This window comes from Variovorax sp. PBL-E5 (assembly GCF_901827185.1).
Lineage (GTDB): Bacteria > Pseudomonadota > Gammaproteobacteria > Burkholderiales > Burkholderiaceae_C > Variovorax.
On record NZ_LR594671.1, the window covers coordinates 1,751,175 to 1,765,454 of the forward strand.

A 14,280-nucleotide genomic window follows, 5' to 3' on the forward strand; every position below is an offset into this window, starting at 1 on the left:
CGCGAAGCCGTCACTTGGCGTTGACGATGTCCTGCACCAGCGCCTTCAGTTCGGGCGTGGTGGCGAACTTGTCCCACACCGGCTTTTCGACTTCGACGAAGCCCTTGCGGTCGATGTCGGCGGCGGCGACGATCTTCGCGCCGCCCTTGACGACGGCCGCCTTGGCGTCGGTCTCGCGCTGCTCCCACAGCTTCACGTAGTAGGGCACCGATTCCTTGGCGGCCTTGCGGATCGCGGCCTGTTCTTCCTTCGGCAGCGTGTCCCAGATCTTCTTCGAGAACACCAGCACCTCGGGCGTCATCACGTGCATCGTCTCGGAGTACACCGGCGCTGCCTCGTAGTGCTTGGTCTCTTCGTAGGAGGGATAGTTGTTCTCGGCGGCGTCCAGCAAGCCAGTCTTCAGGCCGGTGTAAACCTCGGCGAACGGCATTGGCGCCGGCGACGCGCCCATTGCGCTCACCAGGCTCACCATCAGGTCGGAGGGCTGCACGCGCAGCTTCAGGCCCTTCATGTCGGCCACCGTCTTGATCGGCTTCTTGGCGTACACCGAGCGCGCGCCGCTTTCGTACATGCACAGGCCGATGAAGCCGGCCTTCTCGAACGAGGCCAGGATCTTGTCGCCGGTCGGGCCGTACATGGTCTTGCGGAAATGATCGATGTCGCGGAACAGGAAGGGCAGCGACGGGATCACCGAGTCGGGCACGATGCCGTGGAAGGATGCAGAGCTCACACGCACCATGTCGAGCGCGCCGATCTTGACCTGCTCGACCGTGTCCTTCTCGGAGCCCAGCGAGCTGTCGGCGAAGATCTTGATCTTGTCCTTGCCGCCGGTCGCGGCCGACAGCTGATCGCTCATGTACTTGACCGCCATGTTGGTCGGGAAGTCCTTGGCGTGGACTTCCGCGGAACGGAAGTCGCGCGCCTGCGCATGCACGGCGGCAAGCGACAGGACGGCGGTGGCGATCAGACTGAGCAGGTTTCGGTTGGATGTCTTCATGTCTCTTCCTCTGTTTGAATCGATGGTCTGGAAAAAAGCGGGATGACGGGAACCGGGGCTTACTCGAACGGGCCTTGCGCGGTGAAGGCGCCGCCCTGGTAGATGGCGTTGGGATCGCTAGTCGCGACCGGCGGCTGCGCCTCGACCTTGGCGCGGAACGGCTCCGAGCTGTCCCGGGCGACGAAGCCCAGATGCGCGGCGGCACTGTTGTCCCACCACACATCGCGGTTGGCCGACATGCCGTAGACCACCGTGTGCTTCACGCCGGGCGTGAAGAGCGACTTCTCGATCAGCGTCGTGAGGTCGCGAAAGCTGAGCCAGGTGCTCATCATGCGGCGGTTGAGCGGCTCGGGGAAGGACGAGCCGATGCGGATGCTCACCGTCTCGATGCCCCAGCGATCGAAGTAGAACTGCGCCACGTCCTCGCCGAAGGATTTCGACAGGCCGTAGTAGCCGTCGGGGCGTTTCTGCGCGTGCGCGTCGATGTGCTCGCTTTGCTTGTAGAAGCCGATCACGTGGTTCGAACTCGCGAAGATCACGCGCTTGACGCCGTGCCGGCGCGCGGCTTCATAGATGTGGAACACGCCCTTGATGTTGGCTTCGAGCACTTCCTCGAACGGCCGCTCGATTGAGACACCGCCGAGGTGCACGATCGCATCACAGCCCGCGACCAGCGCATCGACGGCGGCCTTGTCGGCCAGGTCGCAGGGCACCACTTCCTCGTGCGCGCCTTGCGCGGGCGAGAGCGCCGCGAGGTCGGACAATCGCAGCACGTGCGCAAAGGGGCGCAGGCTGTCGCGCAGCACCTTGCCCAGGCCGCCGGCCGCGCCGGTCAGCAAAAGACGCGGGAATCTGCGGTCGCCGGAAGACTTCGAGGGATCGACGGAGGTCGGCATGATGGGAAAGAGGTCAGTTATATGTTGTCGTACAACGGGTTGCGAATTATGATCGGGGCATGGCGCTGACGGCTGCGGGTAATCCCCAGGTTCGAGAGCCGCCGGCGACAGTTGCCGGCGAGGCCGGCGCAGCCGTGCCCGGGTCCGCCTTCGTCGGGCGACCGCGTCAGCGGTCGCGCGGGCTGGCGCATGGGCTGGTCGAGGATCTGAGTGTCAAGATCCGCGACGGCGCGCTGCGTGCCGGCGACAAGCTGCCGACCGAGTCCGAAATCATGCGGGCCTTCGGCGTCAGCCGCACCGTGGTGCGCGAGGCGCTGTCCAAGCTGCAGGCTTCGGGGCTGGTCGAGACCCATCATGGCGTCGGCACCTTCGTGCTCCAGCCGCGCGCGGGCGGTGTGTTCCGGCTCGATCCGGGCGACATCGCCACCTCGGTCGACGTGCTCGCGGTGCTCGAGCTGCGCATCAGCCTCGAGACCGAATCCGCCGGCCTGGCCGCGACACGGCGCACCGAAGAGCAATTGCTGGCGATGCGCGAGGCGCTCGACGATTTCGAGCGCAACGTGGCGGTGGCGGGCAACACCGTGGCGCCCGATTTCCGCTTTCATCTGCAGATCGCGCAGGCCACGGGCAATCCGTATTTCGCGGACATCATGAGCCACCTGGGCACGACGATCATCCCGCGCACGCGCATCAACGCGATTCGCAACCACGACCGGCGCGGCGAATACCTGAGCCGCGTGAACCGCGAGCACGAGGAGATCTACGCTGCCATCGCGCGTGGCGATGCCGAGTCGGCGCGCGCGGCGATGCGCATCCATCTCACCAACAGCCGCGAGCGTTTGCGGATCGCGCAGGAGGCCGCGAAGAGCGTGGCCGGGGCTGCGCCTGGCTCGCCATCGACCTGAAAAACGCGTCATTCATTGGACAAAACGCAAACTCAGTTGTACGATGACTGATGACATGACGCCGCAGCGTTCATTCATTTCACACGCATCAGGAGACACAAGACATGCCCTTGAATCGACGTGAGCTCGTGCTCGGCGCCGTGGGCGGCAGCCTGCTGGCCGCCAGCGTGGCACGGGCGGCCGATGCCTGGCCTTCGAAGCCGATCCGCATCGTCGTGCCGTACCCGCCCGGCGGTTCGTCCGACATCATCGCGCGCTCGGTCAGTCAGCCGCTGGCAGAGGCGCTCAAGCAGAACGTGATCGTCGAGAACCGCGCCGGCGCCAACGGCAATCTCGGCGCCGACCTGGTGGCCAAGGCGCCGGGCGATGGCTACACCCTGCTGCTGTGCGATGTGGGCGCGCTCGCGATCAGTCCCTCGGTCTACACCAAGCTGTCCTTCGACCCGTCCAAGGATCTGCGCGGCGTGACCATGCTGGCCTATTCGCCGCACCTGCTGGTGGTGCATCCGTCGGTGCCGGCCAGCAACCTCAGGGAACTGGTCGCACTGTCGAAGAAGTCGGACCTGAACTTCGCCGTCACCGCCACCGGCAGCGCGCCCCACCTCGCGGGCGTCGCACTCGAACGCGCGAGCGGTGCGCACTGGCAGTACGTGCCCTACAAGGGCGGCATCCAGGCGGTGCAGGACACCGTGGGTGGCCAGACCCAGATCCTCATGAACGGCATGCTGGCCACGCTGCCGATGGTGCAGAGCGGCAAGCTCAAGGTGCTCGGCGTGTCCAAGGCGACGCGCATGCCGCTGATCGGCAATGTGCCGACCATCGCCGAGCAGGGCGTGCCCGGCTTCGAGTCCGGCACCTGGCAAGGCGTGCTGATGCCGCGCGGCACGCCCGACGCGGTGGTGCAGCGGCTCAGCAAGGAACTGGTCACGATCATCCGCTCGGCCGACATTCGCTCGCGCCTGGCCGGGCAGGGCGCCGAAGTGGTGACCATGGCGCCGGCCGAGCAGGAGCAGTTCTTCGAGAAGGAACGCGCGCGCTGGGCCAAGGTCGTCGCGGCCGCGCAGATCAAGCTCGATTAGATGTCGGCCCCCGGCTTGCCGCTTCATGTACTTCGCCACCCCCCGAGGGGGAGGCGCGGCCCGCGTTGGGGCGGCTCGGCGGCGGCTGCCGTTGACCTTTTTTCAATTGGAAGTTTTTTCGCATGAACCCCCAAGAACTCAAATCCATCATGGGCTCCGGCCTGCTGTCCTTTCCGCTCACCGACTTCGATGCGGACGGCAACTTCCACAAGAAGGGCTACATCGAACGCCTCGAATGGCTGGCGCCGTACGGTGCCAGCGCGCTGTTCGCGGCGGGCGGCACGGGCGAGTTCTTCTCGCTGACCGGCGACGAGTACCCCGAGATCATTCAGACGGCCGTCGACACCTGCCGCGGCAAGGTGCCGATCATTGCCGGCGCGGGCGGGCCGACGCGCTTCGCGATCCAGTGCGCGCAGGCCGCAGAGAAGGCGGGCGCGCATGGCGTCCTGCTGTTGCCGCACTATCTGACCGAGGCGGGGCAGGAAGGCCTGGCCGCGCACGTGGAAGCGGTGTGCAAGAGCGTGAAGTTCGGCGTCATCGTCTACAACCGCGGTCAGAGCCGGCTCTATCCGGACGCGCTCGAGAAGCTGGCCGCGCGCTGTCCGAACCTGGTAGGCTTCAAGGACGGTATCGGCGACATCGAGCTCATGAGCGCCATCCACCTGCGCATGGGCGACCGCTTCGCCTATCTGGGCGGGCTGCCAACGGCCGAGGTCTATGCCGCAGCCTACAAGGCGCTCGGCACGCCGGTGTACTCGTCGGCCGTGTTCAACTTCATTCCGAAGACCGCGATGGACTTCTACAAGGCCGTGGCAACGGACGACATGGCGACGCAGCATCGGCTGCTCAAGGATTTCTTCATGCCCTACCTCGAGATCCGCAACCAGGGACAGGGCTATGCGGTGAGCATCGTCAAGGCCGGCGCGAAGATCGTGGGGCACGACGCGGGTCCGGTGCGCACGCCGCTGACCGATCTCAAGCGCAGCGAGTACGACGCACTGGCCGCCCTGATCGACAAGCTCGGTCCGCAGTAGGGGCGGCCACACGAGGCGGACAATCGACGCCTCGCCCGCGCTTTTTTCAGACAGACTTCAAGGACCCTGCCATGCAGAACTTCGACAACCTCATCAACGGCGAATGGCGCGCCGGCGCCAGCTACAGCGCCAACACCAACCCGAGCAACCTGGGCGACGTGCTGGGCCACTACACCCAGGGCGACGCCACGCACGTCGAAGCCGCTGTGGCGGCTGCGACGGCCGCCTTCCCCGCCTGGTCCACCGGCGGCATCCAGGCGCGCTCGGACGCCCTCGACAAGATCGGCAACGAAATCCTCGCCCGTAAGGAAGAACTCGGCACCCTGCTCGCGCGCGAAGAAGGCAAGACAAAGGCCGAAGGCATCGGCGAAGCCGCCCGCGCCGGCCAGATCTTCAAGTTCTTCGCCGGCGAATGCCTGCGCCTCTCGGGTGAAGTCCTCCCCTCCGTGCGCCCCGGCATCGGCATCGAGATCACCCGCGAGCCCCTCGGCGTCGTGGGTCTGATCACCCCGTGGAACTTCCCCATCGCCATCCCCGCCTGGAAGATCGCCCCGGCCCTGGCCTTCGGCAACTGCGTCGTGATGAAGCCCGCCGACCTCGTGCCCGGCTGCGCCTGGGCGCTGGCCGAGATCATCAGCCGCTCGGGCATCGCCCCCGGCGTCTTCAACCTCGTCATGGGCCGCGGCAGCCTCATCGGCGATGCACTGGTCAACCACCCCGGCATCCACGCCATCAGCTTCACCGGCTCCGTGGGCGTCGGCCGCCACATCGCCATCCAGTGCGCCACGAAGCACAAGAAAGTCCAGCTGGAGATGGGCGGCAAGAACCCGCAGGTCGTGCTCGACGACGCCGACCTGAACCAGGCCGTCGAGCTCAGCGTGCAGAGCGCCTTCTACTCCACCGGCCAGCGCTGCACCGCAGCCAGCCGGCTGATCGTGACCGAAGGCATCTACCCGAAGTTCATCGACGCCATGAAGGCCCGCATGGCGAAGATCCAGGTCGGCGATGCCTTGGCGCAGGGCACCGACATCGGCCCGGTCTCCAGCGGCAGCCAGCTCCAGCAGGATCTTGAATACATCGAGATCGGCAGAAAGGAAGGCGCCACGCTGGCCGCGGGCGGCGAGCGCCTGAAGCTCGACACCGAGGGCTTCTACATGTCGCCCGCACTCTTCAGCGAATCGGTGGCCGGCATGCGCATCAACAAGGAGGAGATCTTCGGCCCGGTGGCCAGCGTGATCCGGGTGAAGAACTACGAGGAGGCGCTGGCGACGGCGAACGACACCGAATTCGGCCTCTCGGCGGGCATCGCGACGACGAGCCTGAAGTACGCGACGCACTTCAAGCGCCACAGCCAGGCGGGGATGGTGATGGTGAACCTGCCCACGGCAGGGGTGGACTACCACGTGCCCTTCGGCGGGCGCAAGGGCTCGAGCTACGGGCCGCGCGAGCAGGGGCGCTATGCGCAGGAGTTCTTCACGGTGGTCAAGACGGCCTACACGCTGGCCTAGCTTCCCGTCTGACGGCGGCTGCGCCGCAGCGCGTAGTCGATCAACTCGAACACCGCCTCGCTCAACAGCGCCAGCACCGCGGCCGGCACGGCACCTGCCATCAGCAGTTGCCGGTCGTTGAGCGCGAGGCCGGTCACGATCCGCTCGCCGAACCCGCCGGCGCCGATGAAGGCCGCGATGGTCGCGGTGCCGATGGCGATCGTGGTCGCGGTTCTCACGCCGGCCAGCAGCGTGGGCAGCGCCAGCGGCAGCATCACCGTGCGCAGGCTCTGCGCGCCCGTCATGCCCAGCGCGGTGCCGGCCTGGCGCAGGCCGCCCGGCACCTCGGCCAGTCCGGTCACGGTGTTGCGCATGATCGGCAGCAGCGAATAGAGCGTCAGCGCGATGAGCGCAGGCAGTGTCCCGATCGCGCCCAGCAGCGAGATCAGCACTGCGAGCAGGGCCAGCGAGGGAATGGTCTGCAAGAGCCCGGTCAGCCCGAGCACCACCGCGCGCAGGCGCAGGTTCGGGAACACGAGAATCCCGAGCGGCACTGCAATCAGGATCGCCAGCCCCACCGAGACGGCGACCAGCAGCAGATGCTCGCGCGCCAGCCGGCCGAGGTCCGGCCCGAACAGCTTGGCGACGAAGCCTCGCTCTGCGCTGGCTGCCGGCGCGGCGCCGCCCTGGGCCTGCACGAGGAAGTCGCGCGCGATCACGTCGAAGGCCGCGCCCTGCAATTCGGCGCGCGCGTTCATCGCGATCATCGCGCGCTCGTCGATACGGCCTTCGAGCTTCGTCAGTGCGGCCCAGGCTTGCGGAAAGCGCTTCGGCACGTCGAGGCGGTACAGCACGACCGCGTCGTAGCGCGGAAAGTAGTGGCGGTCGTCCTCGAGCACGCGCAGGCCGAGATGGTCGATCTTCGCGTCGGTGGTGTAGATGTCGATCACGTCGATCTGCTGGGCGGCGATCGCGTCGTAGGCGAGGCCGTGGTCCAGGCCGGTGGGCGCCTGCCTGAAGCCGTAGCGGCTGGCGAGTCCCTGCCAGCCGTCGGCGCGGCCGATGAATTCGTTCGACAGGCCGAGCTTGAGTTCGGGATGGGCGGCCAGGTCGCTCAGCGTCTTCACGCCGAGACGGTCCGCATCGGCCGCGCGCATGGCGAGCGCATAACCGTCGTTGAAGCCGAGCGGAATCGCGACGCCCAGTCCGAGCGGCGCCAGTGCCGCGTTCATGGCCTCGCGCGTCATCGACTGCGGGCCCTTCAGGATCTCCTGCGCGATGGTGCCGGTGTACTCGGCGTAGAGGTCGATGCCGCCGGAGCGCAGGGCCTCGTAGACGATGGCCGTGTTGCCCAGCCCCTGCTTCACCACGGGCGGGGAGGGCAGTTGCGGCGCCGCCGTCTGCGCCAGCACTTCGGCGAGGATGTACGACTCGGTGAAGCGCTTGGACCCGACGCGCAGGCTCTCGCCCTGCGCGAGCGCGGGTGCCGCCGCGCAGAGCAGACCCAGGCAGAAAGCGGCGCGGAGCCACGCGCGGTACAAGGAAGGCATCGCGGCAGTGTATCGGCGCCGCGGTTCGCGGCGAATACGCCGGTCTCCTACAGCCGATCGTGCGCACAGCCGATGCGGCTGCGGGCCGGCTGAACTCAAAGTGAACGCGTGCTGATCAACTATGTCCGCCGCGGAGAAGGTAAGACCTTGCTGCTGATCCACGGATTGGGCAGCAACTGGCGTTCGTGGCAGACGATCATGGCGCCGCTGGCGACCGAGCGCAGCGTGGTGGCGATCGACCTGCCGGGCTTCGGCAAGAGCCCGCCGCTCGAGGGCGAGGTGTCGATCCGCGCGCTCGCCGATGCGGTCACCCGCTTCCTGCACGAACACGAATTGCTCGGCACCGACGTCGTCGGCAGTTCGATGGGCGCGCGCCTGGTGCTCGAGCTCGCGCGCCGCGGCAACGTGGTCGGCGCGGTGGTGTCGCTCGACCCCGGCGGCTTCTGGGCCGGGTGGGAGCGCCATGCCTTTCACGCCTCGATCTGGCTGTCGGTGCGCCTGGCGCGCAGGCTGCAGTTCGCGATGCCGGCGATCACGCAAAGTCCTCGCTGGCGCGCGCTGCTGCTCACGCAACTCTCGGCGCAGGCGGCGGCGCTGGCGCCTTCGCTGGTGCTGGAGGAGATGCGCAGCTATGCAACGGCGCCGTCCTTCGACCGGATGCTGCGGGATCTGGTTCGCGGTGCGGCGCAGGAAGGTGCGGCCAGCGGGAGCCTGGGCAAGCCGCTGGTGATCGGCTGGGGCCGTCTCGATCGGGTCTGTCTGGCGCGGCAGGCGGCGCGTGCCCGGCTGCTGTTCCCCGATGCGCGCCTGCACTGGTTCGAACGCAGCGGGCACTTCCCGCACTGGGATGCGCCGGAGGAGACGGCGCGCCTCATCCTCGAGACGACGGCCGATTGATCGACATCCATCTCCTCATGAAAGACTTCATGCCAACCGACACGCCCGCGCATCCGCTTCCCGACGTCCACGGTGCGAGGGAGCTGTCTTCGGTGGTGGTCGAGGGCTACAGCCTTCAGTTGCGCGACAAGGATGGCTTCGTCGGCGACCAGGCCAGCCAGACCGCGTTCAGGCAGTTGCTGGAACGCTGGCGGCAACGGCGCCGCAGGAAGGGCGAGGATCCGCTGGGCGGCAAGCATTCGAGAGAGCTGACCAAGAAAGTGCTGGACCAGGCGGTGGCCAGCAGGATGGCTTCCGAGGCGGCCGACCTGGTGCACGGCGCGATCGAGGAATTCGCCGAGGAACTGGCCTGGGTGATCGACCGCTTCCTGCGCCAGCCGTCGTGGAAGGGTGTCGAGCGGATCGTGATCGGCGGCGGCTTTCCGGGTAGCGATGTCGGCGAACGGGTGATCCTGCAGGCGGCGGCCGTGCTCGAGGAGATGAACGTGCATGTTCAGCTCGGGCGCATCGGCCACGAGACCGACGATGGCGGCCTGATCGGCTGGGTGCATCTCACGCCGCCGCCGATGCTCCGGCACCACGATGCCATCCTCGCGCTCGACATCGGCGGCACCAACGTGCGTTGCGGCATCGTCAAGACGCGCATCCGGCGGGCATCGGACCTGTCGAAGGCCAAGGTGGTGCGGCGCGAGAAGTGGCGCCATGCGGACGAGCGCCCGAGCCGCAAGGTGCTGGTCGAGCGGCTGGCCGAGATGCTCGAGGACAAGATCCGCTACAGCCGGAAGAAGGGCCTGCGGCTCGCACCCTTCATCGGCATCGCCTGCCCGGGACTGATCCGCAAGGACGGCTCGATCGCGCGCGGCGCGCAGAACCTGCCGGGCGACTGGGAGAGCGACAACTTTCACCTGCCGACCGAGCTGTGCAAGCGGCTGCCCTCGATCGGCGGCGAGGCGACCGTGGCGCTGATGCACAACGACGCCGTCGTGCAAGGCCTCAGCGAGCTGCCCTTCATGCAGGACGTGAAGCGCTGGGCCGTGCTGACCATCGGCACCGGACTCGGCAACGCGAGTTACACCAATCGGCGGTGATTCAGTCGCGCGCCGCGCCGCCCGCATGGGCCGCTTCCGCGGCATCCAGCCATCGGCCGACGAGGCCGGCATCGCGTGCGTCGTACGCCTGTTGCAGGTCGCTGCCGGCAATGAAGGTCAGCGACGGATGCGCGAGGCGCAAGCGCTCGATCTCCTCGCCCGTTTGCGCGATGCCGCGGCGGTTGCCTGCGACGTACAGGGTGACCGGAACGACCGCCACCCTGAGTTCGCGCGACCACGCCTGCGCGCGGCGTCGAACATGGGCTGCGAGGCCTTCGCCGAGTGCGCGCAGCGCATCGTCGACCGCCACCAGCACGCCCGTTCTTCCATCGAGCTCGAACAGGACCGTGTCCGTCCCCGCGCCGCCCTTCTGCGCATAGGCGCCCAGCGCATGCAGCACCAGGGCCGCGGCATCGAGCGCGCCGACGGCATCGCCATCATGCAATTGCCGCAGGAAGGCCAGGTCCGAAAGCTGCCGCGCCAGCGTGTCATGTTCGGCGTCGAGTGCCCGCCGTTGTGCGGCAAGCTCGGCCAGGCGCCGGCGCAACGCCGACTCGCCAGGCATGTCGAACGAGGTCTTCCACGCAGGCGATGACGACGGCGCCGAGCCTTCGAAGCGAAGGCGCGAGGCCATGTCGGCGATCGCGCGCACGATGCCGTCGACGGCGGCGGCCGGAACGGACGGCGCGAGTGCGGGAAGGACGATGACGCGGCCAGGGTGGCGGTACTGGTACAGCGCGCAGACGCGCTCGGTTCCCGCGACGGTCGCGATGGGCTGCGCATTCGCGGCGTCGAACTCGGCGGTGGCCGCGAAGCGCTCGCCGATGGCATCGAAGAAGCTGCGAAAGGGCTCGCCGACCGTGCATGCGACCGCGGCCGGCGCGCGTTCCGTTCGGCGCAGGCCGGCATGGTCCGGCAGCGCCTCGATGAAGTCGTAGCCCACCACGTCCTGCACCGTGTGGATGCCCAGCGTGCCGTGACCGGGCGCCAGCATCACGAGTGTGCCGCCGCGGCCGATGAAGGCCCGGAACTCGTCGCGCCAGAAACGCGAATCCTTGACGAGCCGCTGCGAGTCGGCGACGCCCAGCACGGGGCGCCCCAGGTGCGTGCCCTCCACCCCATACACACCGGTGATCGCGGCCGGCTGCCATACCAGCACGTCGACCGAATCCAGCGGACCCGGCTGCGGGAAGCTCAAGTGGAGGGCGTGGTCCAGCGAGGCCGGGAGGTCGAGAAGTGCGAGCTGCATGCGGCTTCAAAACGTCGTTGACAGCCAGTATAGCCCTTCATATCATCATGTCCGTACTTGCTGACAACACGAAGCAAAGAACGGATCCATGCCCGAACTCTCCTCGACGGCCCGCGGCGATCGCAACGAAGGCAGTGCCCTGGCGCTGGACCTCGATCGCGCGTCGCCGCTGCCGCTGTATGCGCAGGTCAAGCGCCGCTTGCAGGCCATCATCCGCAGCGGCGTGCTGGGCGATGGCCGCTTCTATTCCGACCAGGAGGTGTGTGCCATGTTCGGCGTCAGCCGCTTCACGGTGCGCCAGGCCATCCAGGAACTGGTGGCGCAGGGCCTGTTGCGGCGGGTGCAGGGGCACGGTACCTTCGTCAACACCGAAAAGTTCGACGAGATCTTCGGTCCCCAGATGGACTTCAAGGACCAGTGGGAGCGCATCGGCCGGCCGTTGACCTTCAGGCTCCACAGGTTCGCCGCGCTGCCCTGTCCCGAAGACATGGCCTTCCACCTGGGCGTGGGCATCGAGCAGACGGTGCTGCACATCGAGCGCGTGCGCCAGAGCGGCGACACGATCGCCTCCTACGATTTCCGCTACATCCATCCCGACTTCGCCGCCTCCATCACGCAGGCGGATGCGCTGCAGCACTCGCTGCTCGATCTGCTGTCGCGCTGCGTGAGCCTGTCCCATGCGCAGAACCGCATGGAGGCCTCGCTGGCGGACGCCGAGGTCGCGCAACTGCTCGACGTGGCGCCCGATTCGCCGGTGATGGTTCGCGAACTCGTCTACTTCGGCAAGGATGGCCTGCCGGTGATGGCGGGGCGCTCCTATTCGCCCGGAAGCCTCGTTCGGCACACCTTCACGGTGGCCCTGTCCTCGCCCGAGTCGGCAGCAGGCGCCACCGGCGACACGATGGCCTTCGAGGTCAACGACTGAGCGCTGCGCGCACGCGAATCCTGGTCCCTGTTCATCAACCCTTCCTATCCCATTGCCATGATCCACTCGCTTCTTCGCCATTCGCTCAAGCTGGTTCTCGCATGCGCCGTCGCCGGACCGCTGGTCCCCGCGATGGCACAGGACACCTACAAGATCGGCTCCGTGCTTTCCATGACCGGGCCCGCGGCCTTCCTCGGCGAGGACATGAAGGCCGGCATGGAACTGGCGCTGGACGAGATCAACGCCAAGGGCGGCGTCAACGGCAAGAAGCTCGAATGGTTCTTCTACGACGCCGAGAGCCAGACCCAGAAAGGCCTGACCGCGACGCGGCGCCTGCTCACGCAGGACAAGGTCGAGATGATCGTCGGCGGCGGCAACATGAGCGGCATGGCGATCGCGATGCTGCAGCAGACCGAGAAAGCAGCCGTCCCCTTCATCTCGACCGAAGGCAGCATGCAGATCGTCACGCCCGTGGCGGAGCGCGCGTGGACCTTCAAGTCCACCGTCGACGACGACCAGGTGATGGAGCGGCTGGCCGACTACTTCGCCAAGAAGTCGATCAAGAAGATCGGCATGCTGGCCGATTCGTCCGGCTTCGGCCAGAGTGCGGTGGAGCAGCTCAAGAAGACGGCCGCGGCGCGCGGGCTCGACGTCGCCTATGAATCCTTCAACCCGACCGACACTGACATGACGCCGCAACTGAGCGCGCTCAAGGCGGCCGGCGTGCAGGCGATCCTGTGCTGGACCGTCACGCCCGCCGGCGTCGTCGCCATGAAGCAGGCCAAGACGCTCGGCCTCGGCGACATTCCCTTCGTTCACAGCTACGGCTTCGTCGACAAGCGCTACATGGACCTGGCCGGCGACGCGGCCAAGGGCGTGCTGCTGGTGAGCGTGAAGTTCCCGGTCGGCGAGGACCTGCCCGACAGCGATCCGGCCAAGCCGCGCATCCTGGCGCTCAACAAGAATTTCGAGGCGCGCTTCAAGCGCCGGCCCAACCAGTTCGCGGCACAGACCTACGACGCCATCTACCTGGCGAAGACGGCGCTCGAAAAGGGCGGCACCGACAAGGAGAAGGTGCGCGATGCGCTCGGCGCCATCCGCAACTACAACGGCGTCGGCGGCACCTTCAACTTTTCGCCCACGCAGCACTCGGGCCTGTCGAAGGCCGACCTCGTGCTGCTGAAATACGAAGGCGGACGCTTCCGCCTGGCCGATTACCAGTAGGAGATGCCATGGCACCCGCTGCAACGATGACGTCGCGCACGATCCTGGATGCGCCCGAGAACCGCTTTCCGCTGAACCTCGACATCGAGATTCCGCGCATCCGCAATCTCTTCCATGCGGCCACCAGCAACCAGTGGAACCCAAGCCTGGACATCGACTGGCCCGCGCTGGACATCAGCCCCTACAGCGAGAAGCAGCTCTATGCCGCGCGCATGTACTGGAGCCGCCGCGCCTGGGGCGAGTACGGCGCGATCTCCGAATCGCCCGCGCTCCAGATCCGCTTCTGCAAGGAGAACTGCGCGCCCGACATGCGCCTGTTCTTCGCCATCCGCACGCAGGAAGAGTCGCGCCATGCCGAGGTGTGCTTTCGCATGGCCGAGATGCTGGGCGGCTACATCGAGCAGCCCGATCTCTCCGAGTTCCAGGGCGCGGTCGCCACGCACGGCGTGCGCAAGATGGCGCTCGATCCGGACGTACCGCTCGAAGGCGTGATCGCGGCGCTGGTCTGCGCGGCCGAAGAGATCGCCTTCGACGTGTTCCGCCACCTGATCGACATCACGCCCAACCCGGTCGCCGCGCAGGTCTTGAAAAGCATCATGCGCGACGAGGTCCGGCATTGCGCCTTCGGCTGGGCCTTCATGAACAGCCGCATTCCCCATCTGTCGAAGACGCAGCTCGGCGCGGTGGAAGATGCCGTCATCACCATGATCGAGAAGGTGGAGCTCAACGGTTATCACAGCGCCTGGCTGTCGCCGGAAGGGCCAGCGGCCCGGGCCGAAATCGAAGTCGACCGGCTGACCTGGGAAGCCGGACTGGGCGCCACGGTGGAGGAGTTGGAGAAGCCTGTCTTCATCGCCTCCGTGCAGCGCGTTCGCCGGCAGATGCAGGAGTCCTGGGGCATCCGCCTGCCGATGTTCCGCCACCACAAGATCGACGGCGAGTTCTGACG

The 14,280-nt window shown here is 67.2% G+C and carries 13 protein-coding genes; 9 read left to right on the forward strand and 4 right to left on the reverse strand.

Translation table 11 applies throughout. The features are described 5' to 3' along the window. Nucleotides 1–10: 10 nt before the first annotated feature. Both WDLP6_RS08565 and WDLP6_RS08570 read right to left on the reverse strand, forming a co-directional pair. Nucleotides 11–997, reverse strand: coding sequence for a TRAP transporter substrate-binding protein (locus WDLP6_RS08565; RefSeq protein WP_162591988.1), 987 nt, complete (start codon nt 995–997; stop codon nt 11–13). A gap of 59 nt (nt 998–1,056) precedes the next feature. Next, nucleotides 1,057–1,893 (reverse strand): NAD-dependent epimerase/dehydratase family protein, encoded by an 837-nt coding sequence (locus tag WDLP6_RS08570; RefSeq protein WP_162591989.1) that lies wholly within the window; start codon nt 1,891–1,893, stop codon nt 1,057–1,059. Between the two features lie 59 nt (nt 1,894–1,952). Between WDLP6_RS08570 and WDLP6_RS08575 the strand changes: the two genes are divergently transcribed. The 4 genes from WDLP6_RS08575 to WDLP6_RS08590 all read left to right on the forward strand — a co-directional run bounded on the left by WDLP6_RS08575 (nt 1,953) and on the right by WDLP6_RS08590 (nt 6,419). Beyond that, on the forward strand, nt 1,953–2,798 hold the full coding sequence (locus WDLP6_RS08575; protein ID WP_162591990.1) for a FadR/GntR family transcriptional regulator: 846 nt from the start codon (nt 1,953–1,955) through the stop codon (nt 2,796–2,798). 104 nt (nt 2,799–2,902) lie between these two features. Beyond that, on the forward strand, nt 2,903–3,877 hold the full coding sequence (locus WDLP6_RS08580; protein ID WP_162591991.1) for a Bug family tripartite tricarboxylate transporter substrate binding protein: 975 nt from the start codon (nt 2,903–2,905) through the stop codon (nt 3,875–3,877). Nucleotides 3,878–3,999: 122 nt separating this feature from the next. Further along, entirely contained in the window at nt 4,000–4,911 is a 912-nt protein-coding gene (gene kdgD / locus WDLP6_RS08585; protein WP_162591992.1) for a 5-dehydro-4-deoxyglucarate dehydratase, read from the forward strand. Nucleotides 4,912–4,982: 71 nt separating this feature from the next. Next, entirely contained in the window at nt 4,983–6,419 is a 1,437-nt protein-coding gene (locus tag WDLP6_RS08590) for an aldehyde dehydrogenase family protein (RefSeq protein ID WP_162591993.1), read from the forward strand. Here WDLP6_RS08590 and WDLP6_RS08595 read toward each other — a convergent pair. Beyond that, nucleotides 6,416–7,948, reverse strand: a complete 1,533-nt coding sequence (locus WDLP6_RS08595; protein ID WP_162591994.1) for an ABC transporter permease/substrate-binding protein — start codon at nt 7,946–7,948, stop codon at nt 6,416–6,418. The genes WDLP6_RS08590 and WDLP6_RS08595 overlap by 4 nt on opposite strands. A gap of 108 nt (nt 7,949–8,056) precedes the next feature. On the opposite strand from WDLP6_RS08595, the gene WDLP6_RS08600 reads away from it, so the two are divergent. Together WDLP6_RS08600 and WDLP6_RS08605 are read left to right on the forward strand one after the other, a co-directional pair. Beyond that, nucleotides 8,057–8,845 carry an alpha/beta fold hydrolase gene (locus tag WDLP6_RS08600; protein WP_162591995.1) on the forward strand — a complete coding sequence of 263 codons (789 nt, stop codon included), beginning with the start codon at nt 8,057–8,059 and terminating at the stop codon, nt 8,843–8,845. A gap of 29 nt (nt 8,846–8,874) precedes the next feature. Continuing rightward, entirely contained in the window at nt 8,875–9,933 is a 1,059-nt protein-coding gene (locus WDLP6_RS08605) for an ROK family protein (RefSeq protein ID WP_162591996.1), read from the forward strand. 1 nt (nt 9,934) lies between these two features. Here the strand turns inward: WDLP6_RS08605 and WDLP6_RS08610 are convergent, their stop codons facing one another. Next, nucleotides 9,935–11,182, reverse strand: coding sequence for a hypothetical protein (locus tag WDLP6_RS08610; protein ID WP_162591997.1), 1,248 nt, complete (start codon nt 11,180–11,182; stop codon nt 9,935–9,937). Between the two features lie 88 nt (nt 11,183–11,270). On the opposite strand from WDLP6_RS08610, the gene WDLP6_RS08615 reads away from it, so the two are divergent. From WDLP6_RS08615 to WDLP6_RS08625, 3 genes are read left to right on the forward strand one after another with little or no spacing between them, the layout of a single operon-like run. Beyond that, the gene (locus tag WDLP6_RS08615) at nt 11,271–12,107 is read left to right on the forward strand and encodes a GntR family transcriptional regulator (RefSeq protein ID WP_162591998.1); all 837 of its coding nucleotides are present in this window, start codon (nt 11,271–11,273) and stop codon (nt 12,105–12,107) included. 57 nt (nt 12,108–12,164) lie between these two features. Continuing rightward, nucleotides 12,165–13,331: an ABC transporter substrate-binding protein gene (locus WDLP6_RS08620; protein ID WP_162591999.1), complete on the forward strand. Its 1,167-nt coding sequence runs from the start codon at nt 12,165–12,167 to the stop codon at nt 13,329–13,331. Nucleotides 13,332–13,339: 8 nt separating this feature from the next. Beyond that, complete coding sequence (locus tag WDLP6_RS08625; protein WP_162592000.1) at nt 13,340–14,278, forward strand: ferritin-like domain-containing protein; 939 nt, start codon at nt 13,340–13,342, stop codon at nt 14,276–14,278. The last annotated feature ends 2 nt before the right edge of the window (nt 14,279–14,280 follow it).

Excerpts from the sequence above, each read along its gene's own strand:
- WDLP6_RS08565 (WP_162591988.1), bottom strand. The coding sequence starts at position 997 with ATGAAGACATCCAACCGAAACCTGCTCAGTCTGATCGCCACCGCCGTC.
- WDLP6_RS08570 (WP_162591989.1), bottom strand. The coding sequence starts at position 1,893 with ATGCCGACCTCCGTCGATCCCTCGAAGTCTTCCGGCGACCGCAGATTC.
- WDLP6_RS08575 (WP_162591990.1), top strand. The coding sequence starts at position 1,953 with ATGGCGCTGACGGCTGCGGGTAATCCCCAGGTTCGAGAGCCGCCGGCG.
- WDLP6_RS08580 (WP_162591991.1), top strand. The coding sequence starts at position 2,903 with ATGCCCTTGAATCGACGTGAGCTCGTGCTCGGCGCCGTGGGCGGCAGC.
- kdgD (WP_162591992.1), top strand. The coding sequence starts at position 4,000 with ATGAACCCCCAAGAACTCAAATCCATCATGGGCTCCGGCCTGCTGTCC.
- WDLP6_RS08590 (WP_162591993.1), top strand. The coding sequence starts at position 4,983 with ATGCAGAACTTCGACAACCTCATCAACGGCGAATGGCGCGCCGGCGCC.
- WDLP6_RS08595 (WP_162591994.1), bottom strand. The coding sequence starts at position 7,948 with ATGCCTTCCTTGTACCGCGCGTGGCTCCGCGCCGCTTTCTGCCTGGGT.
- WDLP6_RS08605 (WP_162591996.1), top strand. The coding sequence starts at position 8,875 with ATGCCAACCGACACGCCCGCGCATCCGCTTCCCGACGTCCACGGTGCG.
- WDLP6_RS08610 (WP_162591997.1), bottom strand. The coding sequence starts at position 11,182 with ATGCAGCTCGCACTTCTCGACCTCCCGGCCTCGCTGGACCACGCCCTC.
- WDLP6_RS08615 (WP_162591998.1), top strand. The coding sequence starts at position 11,271 with ATGCCCGAACTCTCCTCGACGGCCCGCGGCGATCGCAACGAAGGCAGT.
- WDLP6_RS08620 (WP_162591999.1), top strand. The coding sequence starts at position 12,165 with ATGATCCACTCGCTTCTTCGCCATTCGCTCAAGCTGGTTCTCGCATGC.
- WDLP6_RS08625 (WP_162592000.1), top strand. The coding sequence starts at position 13,340 with ATGGCACCCGCTGCAACGATGACGTCGCGCACGATCCTGGATGCGCCC.